Consider the following 25098-nt stretch of genomic DNA (forward strand, 5'->3'; position numbering starts at 1 on the left):
GGTCCTAATACGTTTAGGGTCTTAAATATAGAATAACAAATGTATTCTTTTTAGACTATAACAGAAATATTATTAAAAAAACACCCCCAGACCTCGTACATGATCTAGGGGTATTTGACGAATCGCGATTAACAATTCATTACAATCGAAGTATCTGTTTTTCTTCCAACAATTTTGACTCCAATACTTTATAATCAATATCCTGTACCGCGTTATCCTCGTCAATAGCTTGCGCCGCAGCAATCGCAGCACTTTGACCCAAAACCATAAATACAGGCTCCATCCGGATCGATCCAAAAGCGATATGTGAGGCGGACAATGCTATCGGCACCAACAGATTTGTACATTCTTCACGTTTTGGGGTAATGGCACGATAAGAAATCGAGTACGGAGCTTTTACGCGGATCTCAACATTCCCTTCATTTTTAACCATCCCGTTCACTACCAAACGGTTCACATTATGACTATCCATCCCATAGGCTCCCATGCCTATCGGATCGTCAACTACTGCTTTTCCCGTACAGTTATGCTCCGTCATCACATATTCACCAACCATTCTTCTGCCCTCACGAATATAAAGCTGCGGTGTAAAATGATTATTATCCACATACTCATCTTTCGGGTAACCCCATTGTGAAACAAAATTCTGCAAAGAGTCAGGAACACGCTCGTCACTGACAAAGAAATACAGTAAGCCCTTTGTATAAGAAAGGTGCTCTTCAAAAATCTTCTTACGCTCCTTAAAGCTTGCTTCCGGCCAATTATGGTTCTCCCCGATCATATCAGTAGAAAAACCACCACGATTATTTACATCTGTTTTTCTGTTCGGCATTCTGGTCCAGATAAAGTATTGACCAATTTTACGCATATCCGGCTGCGCCTCAAACAAGCGAACAAGTAATTCATATTTTTTCGGATCATAATCTTTCGGCCGTGTAATCGGGATCCTATTTTCCGCACTGTCTGTCAAGCAAATACGAAAGTTGTATGCCTGAACACCTTTATCACCAACACCATTTTCAACTGGCTTCATATCACTTATCCCCCATAGCAAACCACTTGAAGGATCATCCGGATCGACATAGGGACTAACCCCATCGGGAAACTGATGATATCCTGACACCTTATGGTACTCAGGCAGGTGGAAACCGCTATAGGTCTCACCATATTGACTATTGTCTTCCCTGCCTACTGTATAGGAAACCCCAGCCAATGCCAATAGATCGCCTTCATAAGTACAATCCAAAAACACATCGGCACTGATTTCTTTTTTCTTTCCGCGCGAACCGTACGTATTTACCAAAACGACAGATGTTATCTGTTCGTTTTCTTTCGAAACGCGATCAATCCGCTTATTGTAAATCACAGGCACGTCAGCTTCCGAAAGATAATCGCTAAATACCTTGGAAGCAGCACTAGGTTCAAACTGCCAGGTTTCTTCTTCGCCATAGATATCCCCCAATCGCTTATAGAAATCACGTGATATACCGCCGATAGCCTGCTTATTACCAATATCCGTTTGTCCCAGTCCGCCCGAAGACAAACCTCCTACATGTTCATCTGTAGCAATCAGAATCACTGATTTACCCATTTTCTTCGCTGTATATGCGGCCACCACCCCCGAAGAGGTAGCACCATAGATCAAAATGTCATAATGTTCGGTATTCTTAGAAGCTCTTACCGTCGATGTTAACAAAAAACAACTTAAAAAAGTCGTCAAAAGGAAAGTTCTCATAATTTAAAAGTTTAAGTAGATATTATTTGTTCGTAACTAAAGGTTTCCAGATGATCGCGTCTGCTGTAACGATCCCATCTGCATTTCTATTTGATACTTCAACGTAGGAGGTTTGTCCCTCCGGAAGCTTGTAGGTTCCTAGACTTACCCATTCACTGGCCGATAAACCCAACTCTTTGATCGATTTCGTTTCAAAAACCAGATCATTTTTATTAGCTCCGTCAAAGACAGTATATTCGGTTCCGCTTGTTCTCCGCGCATTCTTTGTCATAAACACAAAGATTTCATACTCTCCAGCCTCGGGTATTTCTGGCGTAAATTGTGCGCTGACAATTTTATCAGAAGGCTTGGCCAGCAATTGATTCGGACCATAACCTCCTCTGAGTTTTTCCCAGTTGCCCTTGAGAGTAATCCCTTCCGCGTCATCGTTATCCAGCAGGATATCAGGTCGTGTTCCATCGACCAACGGGTTATCCCGAAGTTCCACTTGCAATGCAGACACGTCCACATCCTGTACGGCCGTATTTCCGTCGATCGCGAAAACAGCAGCCGTTGCGGCTGATTGCCCCAGTACCATAAACACAGGCTCCATTCTGATAGAGCCAAAAGCAATATGCGAAGCCGAGACGCAGACTGGGACAAGCAGGTTCTTACATTCTTCAGCTTTCGGTGTAATTGCACGATAAGAAATAGGATACGGTCCAGCGACAGGTTTTTGAACATCGCCTTCATTCTTCACCATACCATTGACCACAATGCGCTGACAATTATGAGAATCCATCCCATAAGCGGCCATTCCCACATAATCTTCTACTACTTCTTCCCGCTCACAATGTTTTTGTGTCATCACCAATTCGCCTATCATCCTTCTCGCCTCCCGGATATATAACTGACTCGAAAAACCGTTATGATTCTTAAACTCGTTCTTCGAATATCCCCAGGTACGCATTTCGTTTCGAATATGTTCCGGCACACGCTCGTCATGACTCAAGAAATATAACAGCCCTTTGGTATAGTCTTCATGAGCTTTCCATATCTCCTCTCGCTTTTTGTAATCGCCTTCCGGATACTCGTAATTCGCACCGATCATATCAGTTGAAAATGCACCAAAATTGTTAAAGTCCGTGATCCCATTCGGCATATCCTTGATCAAGAAACCGCCCGAATGCCGATAATTTATCTCTCCATTTTCGAGCGTATCCCTGTGCAGATTGCTGTGAATTGTCGTCCACTTTTCATCTTTTATAACCCGCGCCAATAATTCATAATGATCCGGGTTATAGTTATCCGGGCGACTAAAAGGGATTAACTTATCTTTATCCTGCGTAAGCGCCAATCGGAAATTATACGCTTGTATTTTCTTATCCCCTGATCCATGTGGCGCAAGCGTATCCGAACTAATACCCCAAAGCAAGCCGCTGTTCGGATCGCCTGGAACGACATAGGGATCAATTCCGTCATTAAATTGATGAATTTCCAACAATTGAACCCCATTAAAAGTCTCTCCGTACTGATCATTGGCTTCCCTACCAACCGCATAAGAAACTCCGGCTTTAGCCATTAGATCCCCCTCATACGTACAGTCTATAAACATTTTCGCCTTTACACGCTGCACGACTGATCCATTTGGGTTTCCTGCATCCTCCAATGTGATCTCTCTAATCCATTCACCTTCCTTATTCACATTCAAAAGGCGTCTGTTTGTGCGGATATCCAAGTCTGCTTTGGCAATCAAATCATCGTAAACCTGACTGGCTACATGAGGCTCAAAAGTCCATTGTTCAAACTTATCATAGTACTGCCCCACCCTTCGATAGAAGTCTTTCGCCAATCCCGTAATCGCGTACTTATTCCCAATATCCGTAGCACCCAGTCCCCCTGTAGTCAAGCCCCCCAGGTGAGTTCCCGGTTCAATGATAATGACAGACTTACCCTGCATCTTTGCTGTATAAGCAGCAATGATACCGGCAGAACTTCCTCCATAAACACAAATATCCACTTCGATGACCTTCTCCTCTTTCTCGCCATTACAGGAAAACATGAATAGTACACAGATAATAAAAATTATTTTTTTCATAATCAGTATCGATCCTTTCTTTATTTAGTAACCCGGATTTTGAACCAAAGTCGTATTAACCTCTGTTTCCAACCTAGGAATCGGCCATAAATAATCTCGGTCCTTATTAAAGATTCGTGTTTCGATTACACGCATCTGCCCACTATTTGAAACATTCTCATAATGAGGTGTTCCATTTTCATCGATCCGCGGCGCACTCGTTAAAAACGCGTCCCGTACCCTTCCCAACAATTTACCAGGCATTACCTCATGCGCGATGTTCCACCGACGGATATCGAAAAAACGAAGACCTTCAGCAGCAAATTCATACTTTCGTTCTTTTCTTATAATATACCTCAGATCCTGTTGACTCTTTCCAGGTGCAATAGGTGGCATTTCGACAGACGGGCGCTGGCGAACGGCATTTATAGCATCGTATACCGTTTGATCGATCTGGTTGAGCTCCACTTTTGCCTCCGCATAATTTAGCAGAACCTCGGCGTAGCGAAACAGCGTGACATTGATTTCCGAGTTACTCGGGTCATCTTTGTCGGCCAAATCCGCATATTTTCGCCATAAATAACCCGAGAACGTTGCGTAAGCGTTTGTAACATCCGTATTTGACACCCTAGTCGGTGGTGTCGTGTTATAATTCCAAGTCATCAGACTATCCGGGTGCGTTTCGAACATATAATTGATATACCTGGTTTGTGGTAAAACAATCGTATAATTCAACCGTGGATCCCTATTTGCAAACGGTTTTTTCGGGTCGTATAATGGCGATTTATCAATTGCTAGCCCGTCCGTACATTCATACGAGTCTACCAAAGTCTGAACAGGAATTTTGTTAGAGAAACCTTTTGCTATGCGCGAATAAAACTGAGCCGGGATTGGATGAACCTGTAGGCCTTTCATATACTGCACAGCAAAGATAATCTCATTAGAATTCTGTCCATCATACAAGAAAAGCTCGTCGAATTTTGGATGCAGCTGATAGGTGCCACTATTCATAATCGCTTGTGCTGCATCTGCAGCCTCTTGCCATCGCTCGTTATATAATGCCGCTCGTGACTTGAGCGCCAAAGCAGCACCCTGATTTGCTCTGCCCTTGTTTATACTTTTTGTCTCAGCAAGTAAATTTGGGATGATTGCGTCCAATTCAGAAATAACAAAATCTGTAACTTCCTCTTTTGTATTCCGCGGGGTTTGCGATTCAGCCAATGAAACCGTTTTTGTTATTAGAGGTACGCCTCCATACAATTCATTCAAGTAAAAATAATAATAAGCGCGCAGGAATCTTGTCTCTGCGATCAAACGATTGTAGGTATCCTCCGGCACGACTTCTTTTAAAGGCTCAGCTTTGTCGAGTATATTATTGCAACGTGCGATACCTCGATAAAAAGCTGTCCAAAAGCCACCGGTAAACCCATTGTCAGAATCTACCACCCCCAAACCCAATGCTTGAAGATCTGTCGTGTTCCGTTCCCAGCCAATGTCAGATGCATAGTCAAAAGTTATTGCAAACGGTATTGAAATCCCACTCGGGTGATACCAAAGTCCATTATATGCTCCTGTTACCGCCATGTCAAGCTCCGCTTCATTCGTCAAAAACGTCTCATCTGACGGGCTATCTAAGGGGAACCGCTCAAGATATTCCTTATTACATGCTGCCATAATCAGACAACAGCTTATGATAATATATGTATATAACCTAGTTTTCATTAGAATTTCCTTTCGATTAGAATTTTACATTTAGACCGATCGTGTACACCTTCATCTGCGGGTACCAGCTCCCATTACCTACTGGCCCTTCCGGATCATAGCCTTCCCAAAACTTATCAAACGTGAACAAGTTCTGTCCGCTCGCATACACCCGAAGATTTTTGATATGAGCTTTCACATTTGCTGGTAACGGGACAGTGTAACCAAGCTGTACATTCTTAACGCGCAGATAAGCAGCATTTTTCATCCAAAATGTTGAATTCTGAATGTTATTTGTCTCGTTAAATGCCAAGCGTGGGAAAGCAGCATCAGTATTATCGGGCGTCCATCGGTCTTTATGTTGTTCCTGAACAGTTCCACCTTCATAAAACGGCATAATACCTTGCCCGTAAAGATAGCCGACACCCTTACCAACGCCTTGCAGGAACAACGAGAAATCAAGTCCTTTATAAGCCAAATCGATGTTTCCGCTATACGAATAGCGTGGCAAATGACTACCCATGATAATTTCATCCTCGCTGTTTATTACCCCATCCCCGTTCTGATCTTTGTACTTGATGTCGCCCGGCGCCAAATTACCAAACTGAGTTGCGTGGCTACTCACATCTTCCTCTGATTCAAAAAGCCCAATTGCCTCGTAACCGTATAACGAATTAATCGGATAGCCTTCATGGTTCACTTGTAAGCCTGTACGAGCTACACCCCTCATATCTAATACTTTGTTTTTCACATCCGATACATTCACAGTCAGGTTATACCTAAAATCACCGATCTGGTTGTTATAGCCAAGTGAAACATCCCACCCTCTGTTTTCTACCACACCTGCATTTTGAAAAGGTGCACCGAGCCCAATCGATTTTGGAATATCTAATTCCAATAAAATATCGGTCGTCTTGCGGTAATAGTAATCAGCAGTGATACTTAATCGTGACCAAAGAACCATGTCGATACCGATATCCGAAACCGTTGTTGTTTCCCAACGAATATCTGGATTAGCCATTTTATTAAGCGCAGCACCTGTATAAATCCGGTCATCGAAAACATAATTATTCCCTCCAATTGTCACGAATGCCGCAAAAGGATAAAGACCGATATCCTGATTTCCTAAACGACCCCACGAAGCTCTGATCTTAAGATCACTAATTACGTTCGATCCTTGTAGAAAAGATTCTTGAGACATCCTCCACCCAGCAGAAAATGAAGGAAAGAATGCATATTTATTATTAGTACCAAAGCGTGAAGATCCATCGTACCTCGCATTCGCCTCAAAGAGGTATTTTTCCTGATAATTATAATTGATTCTACCAAAGAAAGATCTCAAAGCCCAATGCGACGCATTTCCACCAGTTCTTTCATTTTCTTTATTCCCGGCATCGATTTCTTGATATTGTGGTAAGAGAAAAACCTCCCTATATGCTGATAGTGAATTATTCTTTTGATCTTCTTGTTGAAAGCCTCCTAATACAGTCAAATGATGATCTTCAGTCAAAGCCTTATCAAATGTAAGGAGCGCACGAATATTATTATACCAATATTTACTATAGCTTTCCGACAATGAATTTTTAGTTGGCTTAGCATAGCTCTCCGTACCGTCCCAGTTGTAGGTTTGGATAATCTCTGCGAATGACTTATTATGACTTATTTCGTATTTCGGCGAATAAACCAGGTTAGCTGTTAACCATTCTACTGGTTTATATTTGATATCCAAATTAATAATCGAACTAAGCGGCGAAACAAGGTTTAGTCCACCATCTCGCGATTTTGCAATTGGGTTATCACCGTTCCAGCCCTCACCATATTGTCCGGTCGACAGTAAACCAGCCTGATTAGCAGGGATTCTCCGCATCCAGTGGAAAACACTTGCCGTCCCCGATGAAGGTTCCACCAAATCGGTTCTCAATAAGTAAAGGTCCATCGCCGTGCTAAGTTTCTCCGTTAACTTTAAATCGGTGTTTAAGCGAAAGCTGTAGCGCTTAAAATTAGTATTCGGAATAATACCATCTTGATCGAGGTAGCCTAAAGAACCTAGAACCCGTAGCTTTTCACTCGCCGAACTAATACCTAAATGATGGCTCTGCATAAAGCCACTATTATTCATTGTCAAATCGCTCCAATCCGTATCCGGATAACGGTCAGGATTGGTCGCGCGACCTGCTGCATACTCTTCGATCACAGCGTCAGAATACAATGGACTACGACCTGTATTGGTGTAAGCTTCATTGATTAAGTTCATATGATCCAAGCCATTCACCATATTGGTCATATCGGTCGGTACTTGCCATCCCCCGTAAGTATCATAACCTACCGAAAAGCCTAATTCATTGGCCCGTTTCGTTGTTACCAAAATCACACCGCCTGCTGCCCGTGAACCATAAATTGCGGCCGACGCTGCGTCTTTCAAGACAGAAATACTTTCAATTTCATTTGGGTCAACATTATTGATATTGGTCTCCACTCCGTCTACCAATACCAAGGGGCCCATTCCATTTCCCATCGTCCCTACACCCCGAATCAATAAATGCCCATTGTCACGACCCGGTTGGCCAGATTGTTGTCTGACCGTCAATCCCGGAACCGCTCCCTGCAACGCTGCTGATGTCTGCCCTACCGGTTTCCTCGCCAATTCTTCGCCTTTCACTACAGAAACAGCACCCGTCAGATTCACTTTCTTCTGCACACCATAACCCACAACAACCACCTCTTCTAACCCGCTGACTGTCGACTTCAAACTAACCTTTTTCGGAACACCACTTGTAAAAGCCTCCTCAACTGTTCCATAACCCAGAAGAGAAAACTGCAATGTCACTTGCTGTGAAGATACCGTTAATTCAAATTCTCCTGACTCATTAGTTGACGTACCCAATGAACTCCCAGTCTCCGTCACAGACACCCCCGGAAGAGGCACACCCTCCTGATCCACCACGACACCCGTCACCCGCAACTGTTGAATTTCTTTTCTTTCAGCAACAGGCGTATAAGTCTTCACATTACTCAGGTCTTTTTTCTTTGATCGAATAAGGATTGTTTTATCTTCAATTGTATAGACAAATGAGCGTTCATCTAAAACTGCATGAAGATACTCCTTGACATCCGCATTCGTTACGTTCAATTTTATCGGCTTTAAGCTGGCAACCTCCTTATAGTCATATAGAACTACATAATCGCTCTCTTTTTCCAAAAATTTAAATGCTTTTTCTAAGCTTATCGACTTTGTTTTCAGTGTTAGGGTTTGCGAGAATGTCTCCGCACGGAGCTGAAAGCACGATATCAATATCAAAAGATAAGTCGCTTTTAAATACATAATTAGTCGCCGAATTTGCAGATAATGTATAATTCGAAATCGAAAAGTGTTTCCACAGTTCAATTTTTGATTATTTTTCATAAAATTGTAATTGTTAAGGTTTATGATTCTATTAATGATTCAGTGGAATTCAGAACTTAACTTTGCGGGGGAGTGTCGTTACCACTTCCCCGTTTTTTGTTCTATACTCATTTTAAGTCGGGAAGAAATTTTTCATAGGCATATCATTTAGGTTTAACTGATAGATTTAGTTTTATATCGATTTTATTATTAGTTTTCCTTCAGAAGGCATTTCCGCTGATATTTCGAAATTATCCTGCAAAAAATGCAAGAACGTTGACAACCTAACACCCCTTCCCATTTTTCCACCCAATGTAATCTCAGGTATAGGCCCATCGTAATAAACATCAATATTGTACCATCTGCTTATTACCTTCATACATTCTTCCAAACTTAAACCCTGTAGATTGAACACCCCTTCTTTCCACGAAAGAACATCTTTGGCATCCACATGTAACATCTCAGACGTCTTTGTTTCGGTATCCACAATCAATTGCTGATTCGGTTTCAGCAGGTGGGTCTGAGAATTTGATTTAATCTCGAGAGCCCCTCGTTCCAATGTTGTTGTAACCTGATTATCACCAGGATACGCTTTGACATTAAAAGCTGTACCCAATACTTTAATTCTTTGATCGTCGTTTATCACATAAAAAGGCATGTTTTTATTCTCAACAACATCAAAGTAAACCTCTCCTTTGACAGATACGGAACGTTCATCCCTACCAAAATTTGATTTATAGGTCAGTTCACTTCCCGCATTCAGCCATACTTTGGTACCATCACCCAAAGTAAGTTGATATTGCCCGCCATAGGGGGTAACAATCTTTAAAGTCTTCGATTCCCTCGTGGCCAAGATCGGCGTCCCGTCTCCATAGAATAAGCTATCTTTTGAAAAGACAACATTTTTCTTTTCCGAACTCAGTTCATATTCTTCTCCATCGACGGAAATGATCGCTTTATCCGTTCCCGGCATCGCGTCATAGGCAAAGCTCTCTGCAGCAAGTGGCATATCGCGCTGTTCATGTACAAACCAATAGCAAAACATAAAAAATGCGGCTAGCGTAGCAGCTATGTAAAACCAGGACTTCTTATAAAATGGGGATTTACTTTGCTCTTCGGGATTTTCGGTCTGAATGATTGATTGAATTTTCTGTTGCAGGTGGAGAACCCGCTCTTCGACATAAAAATCATCAATTCCGTTTGACTCACTATTATCCAATGTATCCTTAATCAATACATTGAGCTCATCGTGTTCCAAGCCATCCGTTAATGAAAGTAATTCTTTCAATTCTTTTAACGTCAACTTGTTATTAACGAAGCGTTCTAATAGCTCTTTTATCTTTGTTTGTTCACTCACAATTGGTTAGCATCTAGGTAAAATGATCTCGACATTTACCTATATATACGAACCAGAAACAAAAACACACTATTCGTTTTTCAAAATTTAATAAAAAAAGTGACCAAGAGTCCGGTGACAAATTCACTTTTGTAATTCATTTCGATGTATCCCTTGATATCCTTCATGGCCTTAACAAGCTGATTGCTAACCGTTGACACGGAAACGCCTAATATTTCGGCTGTTTCTTTATAACTTTTTTCTTCCAGCTTGCAGAGAATTAAAATTTGCTTTCGTTTTGGTGAAAGCGTTTCTATCGCCTCTTTTAAGATCGTAATTTCTTCATCTTTCAAGACATTCTCTTCTAAATGAAAATAAAAACTAATAGAAGCAGCCCACAATTCCATTTGGAGCTTTTTATCCCGACCGATCTTTCGGAACAAGTCGATCGCTAGGTTATCCGACATGCGGAAGATAAATGTTCGAAATCCCCTGTCCGGAATAATCTCATCTCTCTTATCCCAAACCTTCAAAAAAACATCTTGCAAAACCTCTTCGACAACCTCGGGATCTTTCAGCAACCTCAGCAATCTCTTGTACAATTGCGGAGCATAGGTAGTATAGATTCTATTAAAAGCTGTAAGACTACCATCACTTAATTGACTGAGCAACAATATTTCTTCTGGGTCAGCTTCAACTTTCATAATAGGCTATTTGCTTAATTAGTTTCCTTCCCCACCTTATCAATCAATCTTCAAAGTAACAATTTTTTATCGAAATGCACTTTTCTCCGAAAAATACTTGTTCAATTTTCGGTTGCTGACGTATTAAGATATCGGGATCTTTGTTTCATGAATTTCAAAGAATTACATAAGCATCCCGAGCCGTTACTGATTGGAAACGTCTGGGACGTAACTAGCACTAAAAAGTTCGAAGAGCTAAATTATCAGGCGGTAGGCACATCGAGTGCAGCAGTAGCGAGCATGCTCGGCTATGAAGACAACGGTTCAATGCCATTCAGGGAACTGCTCTGGATCGTCAAACGCATTGCACAGGCAACTAGTTTATACCTCTCGGTTGACATAGAAAATGGATACGCGAATACACCTCAGAAACTTGTCGATAATATCCAGAATCTAATCGACTTAGGGGTGAATGGAATCAATATCGAAGATTCCATTGTAAAAGAAAAACGGGAACTAATAGCCCCAGAACAATTCGTCGAAAAACTTCAAAATATCTCTCGATATCTTTCAAGAACTAAACAATCGTTGTTTGTTAATGCTCGTACAGATGCCTTTCTCCTCGGTCGGGAAAACGCACTTAATGAAACTAAACAGAGAATTTCACTTTACGAAAAGAACGGCGCTGACGGTATTTTTATTCCAGGCATAACTGCAGAAAAAGACATAGCAGCCATCGTTCAGCACACACATTTACCTGTTAATGTAATGTGCATGCCCGAGCTACCACCTTTTCAGACTTTAAAAAAACTCGGTGTTAAACGAATTAGTATGGGTAATTTTCTCCATCAAAATATCTACGATAAACTTGGAGAAAATATCCAAGCTATTTTAACAGTCAAATCATTTAACCCTATCTTTGATTATGCGAGTAAATAACCCAAAAGAAATCAACCGGTTATACCAAGCACTTCTAAGAAAAGATGAGCAGTTTATCGGTACATTTTTCGTTGGTGTAAAGACCACCGGTGTCTTTTGTATTTCAACCTGCAGGGCTCGAAAACCTAAAAAAGAAAATGTCGAATTCTTTACGGAAATGAAAGATGCATTAAGAAATGGATTCCGACCTTGCAAGATTTGCAAACCCACCGAACAAGCCAATCAGCCGCCTGAAGATATTCTCCGTGCATTGCAATTGATTAAAGAAAATCCGGAGATAAAACTAGCCGATTGGCAACTGAAAAAAGAAGGTTTGCAGCCTGAGAAGATCAGACGCTGGTTCAACAAAAACTATGGAATTACTTTTCAGACTTATCAACGCATGATTCGGATAAATTCTGCGTTTCAGGAGTTAAAGAAAAACAAAAAGGTCACAGACTCAGCTTTCGAATCTGGTTACGAATCACTGAGTGGCTTCGGTTATACTTTTAAAAAACTTTTAGGAGCTTCTCCAAACGATATCGAGAATAAAAACATCATCCTTATCAGTCGGATCAATACACCTCTCGGACCAATGTTTATTTGTGCCACAGAGAAAGGGATTTGTTTATTGGAATTTACTGATAGAAGAATGTTAGAGAGCGAATTTGCAGATTTGCAGAAACGGCTACAAGCAACGATACTTGCGGGAGAAAACAAACACATCATTCAGTTAAAAACGGAACTCGAGGAATATTTTAAAGGCGAACGAAAAAATTTTAGTGTCACACTCGACACTCCAGGCACCAAATTTCAACAATCCGTCTGGAAGATACTTCGAGAAATCCCTTATGGCAAAACCCGTTCTTATCAGGAACAAGCAGAACAATTGCAAAATCCGAAAGCTATCAGAGCAGTAGCTACCGCCAATGGAATGAATCGTATCTCAATTGTTATACCCTGTCATCGGGTAATCGGAAAAGATGGAAGTTTGACCGGCTATGGTGGCGGACTCGATCGTAAACGCTGGTTACTTGAGCACGAACGTAAACACCGGCCAGTCCTTTAGCACGTCTTCTTCTACTCTGGCAGCCTCCTTATCGTTGATCAACAATTGATTAGCAGTTTGCTTTTCATCAAAGGAAATTTTCAATTCGTAAGGGTCATTATCTCCGAAGCGAATAAACATCTTATTATTAAACTCATTTTTCAATCCATAGACATGCGGTAAGACTACGGTATAGTATTCAAATTTAATGTCTTCATAAGTAAAAGGAGGGCGAATTGAAAAAACCATGTCAACCTGTTTCCCGTTTTTATCGACCCCAAAAACTGTGATCTCTTCTTTCGAATAAAACTCATCCCTGTCTTCATTCAATAGATCATCACCCGCTTCGTTTTGAACTACCAAGCTGATGCCCGGCGGCTCAACTGGTGAACAAGCACATATACCTGGCTCTACGATTTCACTTTTCATACAGCCCATCATGGCCATAAACATGATCATACTTACAATAGCAATCTTTTTCATTTTAGTTTATAAAGGGTACAACGAATATACTTATAAAAACGAAAACGATTTGAATTTGCTACAGAAGCACGATCGTTAGTCCAAAAGCTACAAACATGTTTGAAACAAACATAAAAATGTTTGAAATAAACATTTTTATGTTTCATCGCGTCCAACCACCTATTTCATCCTATAAAATACCCATTTCATATAAAATATTTGGACATTTATAGACGCGGGCCATACTTTTGCTCATTTCATATATTAGTACACTAACCAACGTCCTACCTAGGTTGATAAATTTTAATTTCTAGATTATGGCAGAGCATTATAAACTATTATTTCACCAAGAACCTTTCAGCATAACAGATGCTACGGATAATTCTCCGCCCTGGAGCGGGTATCCAATGAAAACCGCACAATCATCTTCATTGTACAAATTTGACAATACGGAAATGTTAAGACAAAAGCTCTACATGGATCGATTTCATATCGAACTGTTCGAGCTCCAAACGAAAAAAGCATTTGAATTTCGCTACCGAACAACCCGAAACAGGTTATTTCTCTTCTTTATGCTCGATGGTGAAATCAGGTTCTTCACTAATAGATCTGAATCTGTCACCAAAGTAAAGAAAGACAACTTTTACCTTGCCTACAATCAACCTGCAACATATGGGGTACGCTTCCCCAAAAAAGGAACGACAGCCGTACTGGTCATATCTATAAACCTTGAATGGGCACAGGCAGCCATCCAGAGCCATCCAAACTTACGAAGGGTATTCCAAGACTTCAGACCGTCAGGCAAACATCTCAATATAATGCCCCATTGCCGCATGGAAACAAGGGTGAAGGTGTGGCTTCGTTATCTACAAGATGCTGCCAACACAAACATGAAAGCGTTGAAATCAATACTTGAAGGTCACATCAGTTTGGCTCTCACTTACTATGAAGAGTTCTTGAGCACCCACAACAAGCGAGACATCTACCGCTTGAAGGAATATCTAGATCTAAATTATCATGATCCAGAGCTATCGGTAGAAAAATTAACAACCTTGTTCCCGTTCACAGAACGATCTCTTTACAACGCTTTTATACACCAGTTCCAGACAACTGCAGTTGGCTACTACACCCGTCTCCGCATGGAGAAAGCAAGGCAGCTCATTGAGGAAGCTGGGCTTCCTCAATCCGAAGTATGGCAGCTGGTAGGATATAACGATCAAGGGACATTCAGACAGGCATACCGAAACTTCAAAAAGCGCAATTTTTCCTAGTACCCTCTCTTAATCGGTGGTTTTCGGAACGATTTTGCCAAAAATCGATAGATATTTTCCGAAAATCATAAAGATTGCTTCAATTTTACCCTGACCTTTGTTTATAAGGTTAAACCATAAATAAAACCAAACGAATAAAAATATAGACAGCGTACCGGGTCGCCGTGCCATTGTTCCCAATGGCTTACGTCCCAGACAAGATAGCCATTAGGCAGTGAGACCAGCTATCCATATCCGTCGGTACGCATCAAAGGCCAGAACGGATGTCTGGGATACAGGGACGCGGGTACAGCGTTAAAGTGCAAACAAACCCAATGGGCAGGGGGTGCCAAGGCGCACCGCTGAACAGTAGGTAAATGGGCATGGTTAAAAATGGATGCAATGAACAAGAAAAACTCAGCAAAACGATCAACAGAATTCCTTCAGAACATAGAGGAACTGTTCCAATCTGTATGGATATGGCTGCATGTTCGGTTCATGCGAATATCCATGATGTCAGAATCAGCCGATATTATCATACCAAAGCTGGTTGATGTTATCAGGTCGGTAATGGCATCACCTGGTCGAATTACCTTAGTCCAGAAGAGAGTGATTAACAGATTCAGGTACCCTTTAAAGTTTACCCTATTCAGGCTCAGCCTGGCCCTTCGGATTCCAGGAGCCCGACTGGCCACTACTTAGGATCCCTCAAATGCATATCTGCGAGGCAAAACCGATATACATCAGAAAAAGATAGAACTATAAACTTAAAAATAAGAAGTATGAAAGCTTTAACAAACAACTGGCTACGTGCCGGTATAACATTGATGATTTTAGTATTTGGGGTATTCTTTATTGTGAAAGCGATGGAGAAGAAGGAGAAGCCCGTACCGCAGACGGAAGTCTTAAATACTGGATGGTTTGAATTTATGGGCGGATCTGGTGATGATCCAACTGACGAGAGTCAATATCGACTTCTTGATCCAAATGAGCCCCTACCAAACTGTCCGGGAGGCGGCGAGGTATGTGCTATAAACGCACCTTTGGACTCTAGCGGTCAACCTATTATAGATCAGGATCTAGAGGAGGAGATCGAATTAGCAACACAGAAGAAAGAAAAAACTACAAATGTTCATGTTAGACAATAAACGTTTAAGTTTTTTCTAATATAAAAGAGCGGTTTATCAACATGTAAGGATGTTTCTTGCATACTGACAAACCGTTCTTTTCGATCTGATTACTAATTCTGTTCCAAATTGCTATATTCGATCACATCTTCGGGGATTTTGAATACGTAATTGACGATGTCGTCAGCTGTCAATATATACTCCTCCCCGTCGACATTTCGAGTCATGCTCCGATCAAATTCACCCAAGATTATATATCTTCTCATATCCGTCCACCTCACGCCTCTAAAAATCAATTCCCTTCTTCTTTCTCGTTTGATGAATTCCAGTGCCTGTTTCTGATCACCAAACTTTATAGTAATAAAATCTTCGTCCCTGAATCGTTTTGATCGTAAATGATTAAGATCTTCAGCCGCTTTGTCCAATAACCCTTTACGTGCGTTGGCTTCTGCACGTATAAGATACATTTCAGCGGTCGTAGTGCCCATAAAGAGACTTACGGAATTTCTTCCATTATAAGACCCTTTAAATTGCACGTCACCTTGATCATCAAACGAAAAAAATGCCTCTTTTCTCAAATCCTCGTCTTCATAATTATTATATTCAAATGGGCTAACCCGAAAGGCTCTTGAACTAAGATGGGAGCCACCTCTTAAAGCTGCGTCCAATAAAACTTCTTTGGTCCATTTATCAAATGGAACCGTAGCCTCAAGATCAATATCTACCTCGTAATCCAAAAGCTCTGAATGAATGGATAATGCAGAATCAGCATATAATCCAGCTTTCTCATGATCACCCATAACGAGATATACCCTCGCCATCTCCGCATAGGCTGATACCTTGCTGGGGCGTGTTGGAATCTCTTCGCGGTCAGACAATAAGGGGATGGCTTGTTTGAGATCATTGATGATAAAAGCATAGCACTCTTCTACAGTACTTCTTTTCAGCTCCTCGTCCAGCGTTGCCTTCACTCGCAAAGGGATTCCCAGTTGATTGTTTGTAATATTCGGATCATAAGGCTTGGCAAATACCTGTAAAAGATTAAATAGCTTGTTCGACCGGTAGAATAGCGCTGCACCCTTTAGCCTGTTTGCTTTAGTTTGCTCATTAGCAGAAACATCGATTTCAGGAAGGTATGTTAATACAGTATTTGCGTACATGATTGCACGATAAGGGCTAGACCATTCTCCACCAACCGGACTTGCCGGTAACCACAGATAGTGTTGTCTGTCTCTCTCATCCGACATTGCCGCCCAAGATTGCTCCCTCAGGAAATAACTGTCACTAGCAATCTCCCCCATACCGCTATTTGAAAAAGTCATTGCGACATCACTATTGTCCAACAACCCCTGCAAGTCTTCTAAGGTGCTTGGCACCATAAAGCTATCATCCGGTTTTAGACCGAGGTAATCTGCACAACTACTTAGCACGATCGATAATCCTAATAAAACTCCTATATATGTATTTTTCATCATCATTAATTTAAAAACCAATTTTAAACCCACCAGTTATCGTAAGCGGCGGTGGGATTGAGGCACCGTAAACAGGGTCAATACCTTCGGGGTTCAGCGTCCATATCAAACCTAGATTTGTACCTAATACAAAAACCTCAATATTCTTTAACCCGATGTCGGGTGCACTCGTGCGATAGGACAGTCGGATATCTCTTAATCGGAGATGATCACCACGCCTAACAAGTGCCTCGCTTAAACTGTAGAAGCCTTCGCGGTTTCCATCCAAGGGATAATACAGTGCCGGGATATCAGTATGTGTTTCATCACCGGGCACTTGCCAACGATCGTAAAAATCAGCATGTCCCCGCCAATCTTCGAAGAAATCCGAATAGTTAATACTACCTTTACGAAAATAATAGGAAAACTGACCACCAATGGAGAATCCTAATTCAAAATTCTTATAACCAATTCGGTTTCTGAACAGAATACTTGATCGTGGTCTACCTGGTCCATGGAAGATCAAATCTTCCTCGGGCGTCTCCCGCACTAGGTTTCTATAGTTTGTAGATAGTTCACCGTTATCAAAACCCTGCGGAGCTCCATCTTCCGAACTGAGTCCGCCCCATTTCAAACTAGCCAACACGTTGTGTTCACGCCCAATAAAGTTAGCAGAATGAATAATCGTACTCGTAACGGTCGACAAAGTTTCACGGTACTTTTCCAAGATAGTTTTGTTATAACCTGCCCTTAACAAACCGGACCAGAGCCAATATCCACTTCTCAGATTAGTTCCGATACTTATGTCCACTCCTTTACCCTTCAATTCAGAAGCGTTGGCTGTAACTGCACTCGCTCCGAGTGTCGGGTCTATTAACATAGAACCCAATAAGTCCTTTGACCATTTATTGTAATAATCAATCGAAATGTTCAGCTTATTTTGGATTATCCTCATATCCAGAGCAAGATTAAATATCTCCATTTTCTCCCAACGCAAAGTAGGGTTCTGTAAGGATACAATGCTATTGTAGGACAGGTATGAATAAAAATCAGGATAATTCGAGTGTTCGATAACCAGTTCTGCCGGTACGCTATTGTCGACATTTCCACTATATCCAAATGACGACCTAAGTTTCAGATAATTCAAAATATCCGAACCGAAAAACGGCTCTTTTGAAATCTCCCAACCTCCACCAACCGACCACAACGGAGACCATTTGTCTTTAGTCTCAACCCCAAAGATATTGGAGGCATCGTTCCTGGCGCTCGCCGATAAAAAATACCGATCTTTGAAAGCATAATTAATGTTCGAGAAAAACGACACGAACCGGTTGGCTGTTCTACTGAAATAAATGCCATCAGGCAAATACCCGCTACCTCCAATTCCAGCCATCCTCCGTATCGGCGACACATGATCAACTTGCGTATAATAGGTTCTCCCTTCATAAACGCCGTAAACCCTTCGAGACGCAGAGCTATTGTTGATCTCCCTCGCTTCCGCACCTATTAGCCCTTGTATCATGTGGTCATTTGAAATTTCTTCCCGAATGTCCAATTGCGCCCGAAGCGCATAACCCCAAAGCTTAGCATTATTGTCATCTCGTATACCACCGGCCGGGACGCCATGAGAAAACTCGTCACCTTCAATCGTCGTAAAACTATTGAAGAGGTCTCTCGTATAATAACTATCCTCCGAAAACAATGAGGATGATTCCGACATTGTACGGAACAGTTGCGAGTGTCCGGACAACCTCACCCCATCAACAATTTCGTAATCCAGATTAAGACCCATCACCACTTGTTGGCTTTCTGACAGGTTTCCATCTCTCCCAAGTTCGTCAAGGGGAATGAAGTCCCAGCTTTTAGTAATAAATTCTTGGTTCTCTTGAATAAAAGACTCATCGTAATCGATACGGAGGACCGTGTTGTCACCCGTTTCGTCTTTTAATTGAGCATAGGGATAAAGTTTTTTATTAAGTATACGAATCTGATTATATGCTATTCTGTTCCCCGTGTTATAAATAGATTTATTCAAGCGCGTGAACGACAGATCAGTTGACAACGTAAGCTTTTTAATAGGCATATACGATTGATTAAAACGCACTGTCAACCTCTCCTGACCATTCGTCGGCATTGTATAATCGTTTTTACTATAACCTAGGGATACTGAATAAGCCGTCTTGTCACCACCACCACGCAAAGATATAGACGTATTATTTTCAACATGGTTTCGGTATACATATTTCAGAAAATCATCCCGCACGTCATAAGTACCCAACAGATCAAGCTGCCTTCTAAGTTCTTGGTCCGAGATGCTACCTTCGTCATGGTCCATTAATAAATGTACCACCGGGGACAGCGGAGGGTTTCGCCAGTTGTTGATTTCACCGTCGTAAAAGCCCTGCTCATAAAGATAACTCTCCATATCAATAAAATCTGCAGACGAAACGATCCGATCTGCAAAAAGATCAGGCTTACTAGCGACCATTAAGTCAGATGACACGTCAACAGTCAATGGTTGGTCAAGACGACCTTTCTTTGTCGTAATCACCAACACCCCATTCCCCGCTCGTACCCCCCAGATAGAGGATGCTGCCGCATCTTTTAGGACAGTGATACTTTCGATGTCATTCGGATTGATATTCTCAATATCACCTTCGTACGGAAAATTATCTACTACTACCAGCGGAAATGAACTACTTCGAATACTTGACTCACCCCGAATAGTTAACTCCGGTTGCTGGGCTCCTAAGTTGAAATCATATTCCGTCCGATCTAGATAAGCACCCGACACAAGACCGTCTATTCGATTGATCAGATTGCTGGCTGTGCTATAACCAAGCTCTTCGCCGTCGATCACTTCCACGGAGCCTGTCGATGATCTCTTGTTCAGTTTCTGATAACCCGTATTAATTTCAATCTCCTCTAAGACGTTCACACTGGGTTCAAGTTCGAAATTATGATTAGCCGCATTGGCGAGACTTACGGATAGGCGTACGGTTGTATACCCCAAGGCCCTTACCTGAAGGGTGTCCTGAAGATTGCGCGGTCGTAGATTCAACGAATACTCCCCTTCGCTACTGGTTGAAATGGACATACCAGTAGCCTCCAACGTCACTGTAGCACCGGCGATCGGCACCCCTCTCTCCTTGTCGGTCACCCTGCCTGAAATTGTTATTTCAGTCTGTGCCAAAACTGTCCAATAAAACAACACAAAAATAATGGTCAATAAACTTTTCATCTGTCACCTCCTTCCTCTTTCCGGTGCGGACTTTCGCCTATTACCTCTCGCTGTTTTGACACAAGACCTTCAAAATCCCCTTGTGCAGCCCGCTCGAGATTTTCTTGGTTCAGGCTGGGGTTAAAAGTAATCCCCATCACCTTGCCGTCCTGTATCCAAACGATGTGGGGGACCGAAAAAACATCGAACACCGAAGAGAAAACAGAATCATCTACAATTGAGAACGGTCGATAGTCACCGAACCAGTGCTGTAAGGACTTAGCCTTTTGGAGATCCTCTTCGGTTTGCGAAGTGATCGGGATAATGGACACCGAACTAGGCAAGTCCATCTTCCTGATCTCCCTGATGGAGTTCAAACAACTGCCACACCATGTGGCCCAGAAATCTAGGATGATCAGTTTTTCCCCTCTATAGTCGCTAAGCTTTATAGTTTCCTTTCCTTCAGGGTGGTTTACGACCTTTAAAGGGATATCCCAAAGCTCTTCGGGTATTTTGTCGCCAACGGAAAGAACCATCAGTTCTTGGTTGATGGAAGCTGGCGCAGATGCTTGAGCAAACACCTGCTGCCAGGCAACCACACACATAAAACAAAAGATTAATGAGGTAAATTTGTTGAGTCTTGCTGGGCATGACCAGTTAAAAGATGTGTAAATCTCATTATGTATAGGGAACTGTTTGTCAAAAAAATTCCATAGCATTCCCTTGACGCTGTAAAATAGCTTCATAAATAAATAGGTTTATAGTGTTTATAATGATTTAAAAAAACAGTCTATATCAGCAGTACCGACGACGTTGGATTATGAGTGAATCACTCATAAATTTTATAGCTTATTCAGGTGCTGAGATTAGGTTTTTGAGGAATTGTTTTTCTAGGTTCATAATAGTTCGTCTTTTCACAACGAACTCTTTGTAGGAGAAGTCAAAAAAGGGGTTGACTGCTCACTCATCTTTGTAGCATAGGTTCTGGCGGAACCTTTACTCATCGTCTAGGGGCGACTTTCAGTACCGACGATTATAAATCGCGGAGCGATACGTAGATTAAGTAAGCGTCAACCCTACCCTAGAAAAAAATATTTTCAAAGATAGGATAATTGACGCATTACTCACACTCGTATCGCTAAAACCGCCAGATCTTGCTACGAGAGCTCGTTATTGATTCAATTATATTCTTCTTATTTTATACTCAATTTTTATTAATCTTAAGCAAAACGTAAATATTCATCTCAAACATAGCAATTAATTTAAATAACTCCAAATATTACGTATTAATATACGGAGTGGTGTCTTTGTTTTCTTTTATCCTTCTTTAGGAAATGAAAACTCAAAAAGATTTTATTCAGTTAGATTTAGAAGTAGAAAAGAAGAAAATAGGTATGCGTTTTAAACAATTACGTAAAGAAATGGGTTATACAAGTCATGAAACCTTTGCTTACGAAAACAACTTGGATCGGGCTCAATATGGAAAAATAGAAGCCGGTTCCGCAAATCTTACTCTTAAAGTTTTCGTGAAACACCTCAATGTCTTGAAAGTTTCATTTCCCGTTTTCTTTAACGAAGATTACGATAAAATCGAAGCAGGAAGTTAATGAGAATTAATTGTAGTATAGTAATAATAGACATAAGCAATCCAGAAAAATACTATTTTTTTAGCATACAACCTAAAGATTGCTTGTCTTTAGCACATGACCAATAATAGGATACCAAAGCCCCATCGACAGAACGATGAGCTGCTGAAGGGCGCATTCGTCTTGAATTGGGGAGAACCCATGCTTCTCGGGGGCATACTGGTTCACAAGAACCAGCGGTTATATTCATCGACATGGTTTTTGAACGTATATTGTTTATTGTTTCTTCGAACTCCCTACCAGACAAAAGGACTTCTATCCCAGAATCGTTTTGCCGCCCCTCTCTGTGGACCATTCCTAAGTTGTCGGAAGTTGACGTCGTATTGTATAATCCCGCCCTCGAAACCATCGATGGAACTCCTGTCATAATTCTTGACCAAGAAACACAAGTTATCCTCGACATTATATTTAAAACCGATAAACTACAATATTATTCCAAACGAATTTCCTGAAATCCTTATCTGTGTCTAGATGGTTACTTAATCAATATATTTCTAAAAACAATCTAACGTCTTAGCGCATAGATTCGAGGGATTGACATATATAATTTGATAATGCCAATCTTTTAAGAAGTTACTCTGGTGGGTAAATGAGGTTCTGTAGAATTTTTTTTAGTACAATCCAAATGAGAACGGAAATGGCTGATAAAAACTTGTGGCTTAGATTTCATTAAGCCTAATTAAGGGTTCTATAGAGAGGCTCATTGGAATACTTCATAACTGGGCATAAAAAGACCTCGCAAGGTGTGCATTGTTAAGAGGCTTGCAAGGGTCTAACACCACAAATACAGGAAAAATTAAATGATATGACAAGAAAATACTTTCCTACCTCTTGCAGTCGCCTCTCAAATGTTCTGACAGTTTCTTTAAGTATGTTAGTGCTATATTAAGCCAATTTGAAGAGACGTTCAATTTACTAAAATAGGTAGTGAAAACATGAGTTTATGACATCCTAACATCTCTGAATTTGGAACGAAAAACCAGCAGTATAATCACTAAAATGGCCGCATTTATTCTTAATTCTTGCACGTAAAGTAATCATAAATGGTGTTGAAAAGTTACTAAAAGTCACTGAAATTCCTGGGTTTACTACCTGGTTTGATTGACAGGCGTAATAACCAGAATTGTTCGTGATTTGAGCAGTAGCAGTTCCAAAATTATAAAACTCCCATTGAACCGCGGTAATGCCATGATCATAGAGATTGCACCCATGTGAACCAAGATGTACTAACCCAAAAGAAATGGATTGTAATGGGGAACTCAAACACGACGGTCCATTTTTTTGAATTTGAAGATCAGATATCGAAGGTTCCCGTCCGTGACTTTCGATAGACTTTGAAATAACTTTACTGGCTCCGCAAATATTAGAAATTGTAGCTGTCAATACTACGCTACCATTATGAATTGGGTCTAAAGTCGCAGTTTGATTATTTGTAGTTAGTTGTACGATGTTTGTTGGCGATATGCTCCAAACAACGCTTGTATTAGGCGAGATATTTTCTACATAGTAATTTTCAATAGAACATAGTGTGTCTGCGCCACTAATCTTCGAGGCAAAAATAAGAGATAGTGCGTTGCAAGCGTTTAACCTTCCAAAGCCAAGTTCTTCGGACCAACCACTACTATTATAGTTATATCCTCCTACTTTGTCCGCTGAATTAGTTAGGATTGACAATACTTCATTCCATGTTAAAGAATTGTCTATTGCAAGGATTAGCGCAGCTGCACCCGCTACGAATGGAGCAGCAGCAGAAGTACCGCTAAATTCGCTAAAATAATCTCCGTTCGGACTCGGCGTTTTGTTATATCCATTTGTGCCTTGTCTATCTGTAGTATAAATATCAACCCCAGGAGCAGCAATATCCAACCCTGTGCCATAATTTGAAAAACTTGCCCGATTATCATTTGCATTGGATGCCCCAACTGCAATAACATTGGGCAAATTAGATGGATAAGAAATTGAATTTTGACTTTCATTCCCAGACGCAAAAACTACAACGCAACCCAATCCACTTCTCCCTGTGGTTGTAGCGAGATCGATAGAGTCATCGATAACCTGGTAGGGAACAGCAGATCCCCAAGAATTCGTTATTATTGAGGCTCCGTTTAATCTGGCAAAATTAATGGCGTCTGCTCTTTTCATTCGCGAGTTTGGAGTCGAGTTTAATGAGTTACTGATTGACATTAGAGTCGTTAATGGCGCAACACCAGCCACTCCAAGATTATTATTAGCGGTCGCTCCAACTATACCCGCAACTGCGGTGCCGTGATCGCCAAGAACCTGGCTGGGAGATGTTCCTGATTCACTGTCAAAGCTAATTGAAGATATATTGTTGAAGTCTGGGTGGTTTAATTCAACTCCTTGGTCAACAATTGCTACAATAACATCTGCAGAACCACTCGTGATTTCCCAAGCACTGCACATTTTTATGTCTGACCCAGATGTTCCACCAGTTTGACCTTGGTTCCGTAGTGCCCATTGTTGAGGAAAATAAGTATCATTAACACATTTAATGAGCAAATCCTCCATTAAATCTGGTTCTGCCGCACTAAACAGACCCGTTTCAAAAAAATAATTGGCCATTTCAAGTGCATTTCCCTTCGAGTTTTTGTCACATGAAAGGACAATCCAGAGTGGCATATATTTGTTACGACCCTCAATCCTTATATTGTTTTCATGAGCCAATTTCTTGATTTTATCTATGTCTTCTTCTTTTTTTAATTTTACATAGAATAAATGTGACAGTGTCAAATCTTTATTCGACTTAGAAAAGAAGCTAGGGCCAATATATATGATATTTGATATGCCACTATATAATTCTTGATCGGAAGTATCAATAATAGTCCAGTAGCGTTCATCCGGTAATGGAGCGAGATCTGACGTGAGACTTTCTATTATCTCAATACTCCCGAGCTCTATTTCTTTAATCTCCGAAACTTCCTTGTCGTTTTTTATAGAATCTTCAGATAATTTTGTTGCTCCGACCTTAGAATCAAAAAGTAAAAATTTCTTTTTTGGATTAGGTACAAGTGATACTTTCTCGCCTTTATACCAATAATAATGCTGTTCTGTCATAATTTATT

At 41.1% G+C, this 25098-nt stretch carries 18 protein-coding genes; 6 read left to right on the forward strand and 12 right to left on the reverse strand.

All coding sequences use genetic code 11. The annotated features are described in order from the left end of the window. Positions 1-139: 139 nt before the first annotated feature. The 6 genes from D3P12_RS12220 to D3P12_RS12245 all read right to left on the reverse strand — a co-directional run bounded on the left by D3P12_RS12220 (position 140) and on the right by D3P12_RS12245 (position 10914). Positions 140-1735: an FAD-dependent oxidoreductase gene (locus D3P12_RS12220; RefSeq protein WP_118195886.1), complete on the reverse strand. Its 1596-nt coding sequence runs from the start codon at positions 1733-1735 to the stop codon at positions 140-142. A 22-nt stretch (positions 1736-1757) separates the two neighbouring features. Beyond that, a complete protein-coding gene (locus D3P12_RS12225) occupies positions 1758-3812 on the reverse strand; it encodes an FAD-dependent oxidoreductase (RefSeq protein WP_118195888.1) in 2055 nt (684 codons plus the stop codon). A gap of 24 nt (positions 3813-3836) precedes the next feature. After that, positions 3837-5513, reverse strand: coding sequence for a RagB/SusD family nutrient uptake outer membrane protein (locus tag D3P12_RS12230; protein ID WP_118195890.1), 1677 nt, complete (start codon positions 5511-5513; stop codon positions 3837-3839). A 16-nt stretch (positions 5514-5529) separates the two neighbouring features. After that, on the reverse strand, positions 5530-8814 hold the full coding sequence (locus D3P12_RS12235; protein WP_165438739.1) for a TonB-dependent receptor: 3285 nt from the start codon (positions 8812-8814) through the stop codon (positions 5530-5532). Between the two features lie 253 nt (positions 8815-9067). Further along, entirely contained in the window at positions 9068-10231 is a 1164-nt protein-coding gene (locus D3P12_RS12240; protein WP_118195893.1) for a FecR family protein, read from the reverse strand. Positions 10232-10311: 80 nt separating this feature from the next. Continuing rightward, entirely contained in the window at positions 10312-10914 is a 603-nt protein-coding gene (locus D3P12_RS12245) for an RNA polymerase sigma factor (protein ID WP_118195895.1), read from the reverse strand. A gap of 147 nt (positions 10915-11061) precedes the next feature. Here D3P12_RS12245 and D3P12_RS12250 point away from each other — a divergent pair, with 147 nt between their 5' ends. After that, the gene (locus D3P12_RS12250; RefSeq protein ID WP_118195897.1) at positions 11062-11832 is read left to right on the forward strand and encodes an isocitrate lyase/PEP mutase family protein; all 771 of its coding nucleotides are present in this window, start codon (positions 11062-11064) and stop codon (positions 11830-11832) included. Beyond that, positions 11819-12880, forward strand: coding sequence for a bifunctional transcriptional activator/DNA repair enzyme AdaA (locus tag D3P12_RS15690; RefSeq protein WP_118195899.1), 1062 nt, complete (start codon positions 11819-11821; stop codon positions 12878-12880). The genes D3P12_RS12250 and D3P12_RS15690 overlap by 14 nt, the downstream gene beginning before the upstream one ends. Here the strand turns inward: D3P12_RS15690 and D3P12_RS12260 are convergent. Next, positions 12842-13342: a hypothetical protein gene (locus tag D3P12_RS12260; protein WP_118195901.1), complete on the reverse strand. Its 501-nt coding sequence runs from the start codon at positions 13340-13342 to the stop codon at positions 12842-12844. The two genes, D3P12_RS15690 and D3P12_RS12260, sit on opposite strands and share 39 nt — an antisense overlap. A gap of 296 nt (positions 13343-13638) precedes the next feature. Between D3P12_RS12260 and D3P12_RS12265 the strand changes: the two genes are divergently transcribed. The 3 genes from D3P12_RS12265 to D3P12_RS12275 all read left to right on the forward strand — a co-directional run bounded on the left by D3P12_RS12265 (position 13639) and on the right by D3P12_RS12275 (position 15719). Next, complete coding sequence (locus D3P12_RS12265; protein ID WP_118195902.1) at positions 13639-14592, forward strand: AraC family transcriptional regulator; 954 nt, start codon at positions 13639-13641, stop codon at positions 14590-14592. Positions 14593-14973: 381 nt separating this feature from the next. Then, positions 14974-15273, forward strand: a complete 300-nt coding sequence (locus D3P12_RS12270; protein ID WP_157970337.1) for a hypothetical protein — start codon at positions 14974-14976, stop codon at positions 15271-15273. A gap of 80 nt (positions 15274-15353) precedes the next feature. Further along, positions 15354-15719, forward strand: a complete 366-nt coding sequence (locus tag D3P12_RS12275) for a hypothetical protein (protein WP_157970338.1) — start codon at positions 15354-15356, stop codon at positions 15717-15719. A 92-nt stretch (positions 15720-15811) separates the two neighbouring features. On the opposite strand, the gene D3P12_RS12280 is transcribed toward D3P12_RS12275, so the two are convergent. From D3P12_RS12280 to D3P12_RS12290, 3 genes are read right to left on the reverse strand one after another with little or no spacing between them, the layout of a single operon-like run. Continuing rightward, complete coding sequence (locus D3P12_RS12280) at positions 15812-17170, reverse strand: RagB/SusD family nutrient uptake outer membrane protein (RefSeq protein ID WP_165438740.1); 1359 nt, start codon at positions 17168-17170, stop codon at positions 15812-15814. A gap of 10 nt (positions 17171-17180) precedes the next feature. After that, entirely contained in the window at positions 17181-20390 is a 3210-nt protein-coding gene (locus D3P12_RS12285) for a SusC/RagA family TonB-linked outer membrane protein (protein WP_118195910.1), read from the reverse strand. Next, on the reverse strand, positions 20387-21115 hold the full coding sequence (locus D3P12_RS12290; protein ID WP_118195912.1) for a TlpA family protein disulfide reductase: 729 nt from the start codon (positions 21113-21115) through the stop codon (positions 20387-20389). The genes D3P12_RS12285 and D3P12_RS12290 overlap by 4 nt, the downstream gene beginning before the upstream one ends. A gap of 588 nt (positions 21116-21703) precedes the next feature. Between D3P12_RS12290 and D3P12_RS12295 the strand changes: the two genes are divergently transcribed. Then, the gene (locus D3P12_RS12295; protein WP_118195914.1) at positions 21704-21976 is read left to right on the forward strand and encodes a helix-turn-helix domain-containing protein; all 273 of its coding nucleotides are present in this window, start codon (positions 21704-21706) and stop codon (positions 21974-21976) included. Between the two features lie 52 nt (positions 21977-22028). Here D3P12_RS12295 and D3P12_RS15375 read toward each other — a convergent pair whose 3' ends face one another. Together D3P12_RS15375 and D3P12_RS12300 are read right to left on the reverse strand one after the other, a co-directional pair. After that, a complete protein-coding gene (locus D3P12_RS15375) occupies positions 22029-22382 on the reverse strand; it encodes a hypothetical protein (RefSeq protein ID WP_157970340.1) in 354 nt (117 codons plus the stop codon). Positions 22383-22966: 584 nt separating this feature from the next. Further along, positions 22967-25090, reverse strand: a complete 2124-nt coding sequence (locus D3P12_RS12300) for a S8 family serine peptidase (RefSeq protein ID WP_118195916.1) — start codon at positions 25088-25090, stop codon at positions 22967-22969. Positions 25091-25098 lie beyond the last annotated feature (8 nt).

The organism is Pedobacter indicus, assembly GCF_003449035.1.
GTDB lineage: Bacteria > Bacteroidota > Bacteroidia > Sphingobacteriales > Sphingobacteriaceae > Albibacterium > Albibacterium indicum.

What these genes read in the sequence shown, in the direction of transcription:
- D3P12_RS12295 (WP_118195914.1), top strand. Translation starts at nt 21,704, where the DNA reads ATGAAAACTCAAAAAGATTTTATTCAGTTAGATTTAGAAGTAGAAAAG.
- D3P12_RS12235 (WP_165438739.1), bottom strand. Translation starts at nt 8,814, where the DNA reads ATGTATTTAAAAGCGACTTATCTTTTGATATTGATATCGTGCTTTCAG.
- D3P12_RS12245 (WP_118195895.1), bottom strand. Translation starts at nt 10,914, where the DNA reads ATGAAAGTTGAAGCTGACCCAGAAGAAATATTGTTGCTCAGTCAATTA.
- D3P12_RS12230 (WP_118195890.1), bottom strand. Translation starts at nt 5,513, where the DNA reads ATGAAAACTAGGTTATATACATATATTATCATAAGCTGTTGTCTGATT.
- D3P12_RS12275 (WP_157970338.1), top strand. Translation starts at nt 15,354, where the DNA reads ATGAAAGCTTTAACAAACAACTGGCTACGTGCCGGTATAACATTGATG.
- D3P12_RS12260 (WP_118195901.1), bottom strand. Translation starts at nt 13,342, where the DNA reads ATGAAAAAGATTGCTATTGTAAGTATGATCATGTTTATGGCCATGATG.
- D3P12_RS12300 (WP_118195916.1), bottom strand. Translation starts at nt 25,090, where the DNA reads ATGACAGAACAGCATTATTATTGGTATAAAGGCGAGAAAGTATCACTT.
- D3P12_RS15375 (WP_157970340.1), bottom strand. Translation starts at nt 22,382, where the DNA reads ATGACAGGAGTTCCATCGATGGTTTCGAGGGCGGGATTATACAATACG.
- D3P12_RS12250 (WP_118195897.1), top strand. Translation starts at nt 11,062, where the DNA reads ATGAATTTCAAAGAATTACATAAGCATCCCGAGCCGTTACTGATTGGA.
- D3P12_RS12290 (WP_118195912.1), bottom strand. Translation starts at nt 21,115, where the DNA reads ATGAAGCTATTTTACAGCGTCAAGGGAATGCTATGGAATTTTTTTGAC.
- D3P12_RS12285 (WP_118195910.1), bottom strand. Translation starts at nt 20,390, where the DNA reads ATGAAAAGTTTATTGACCATTATTTTTGTGTTGTTTTATTGGACAGTT.
- D3P12_RS12265 (WP_118195902.1), top strand. Translation starts at nt 13,639, where the DNA reads ATGGCAGAGCATTATAAACTATTATTTCACCAAGAACCTTTCAGCATA.
- D3P12_RS12225 (WP_118195888.1), bottom strand. Translation starts at nt 3,812, where the DNA reads ATGAAAAAAATAATTTTTATTATCTGTGTACTATTCATGTTTTCCTGT.
- D3P12_RS12280 (WP_165438740.1), bottom strand. Translation starts at nt 17,170, where the DNA reads ATGAAAAATACATATATAGGAGTTTTATTAGGATTATCGATCGTGCTA.
- D3P12_RS12270 (WP_157970337.1), top strand. Translation starts at nt 14,974, where the DNA reads ATGAACAAGAAAAACTCAGCAAAACGATCAACAGAATTCCTTCAGAAC.
- D3P12_RS15690 (WP_118195899.1), top strand. Translation starts at nt 11,819, where the DNA reads ATGCGAGTAAATAACCCAAAAGAAATCAACCGGTTATACCAAGCACTT.
- D3P12_RS12220 (WP_118195886.1), bottom strand. Translation starts at nt 1,735, where the DNA reads ATGAGAACTTTCCTTTTGACGACTTTTTTAAGTTGTTTTTTGTTAACA.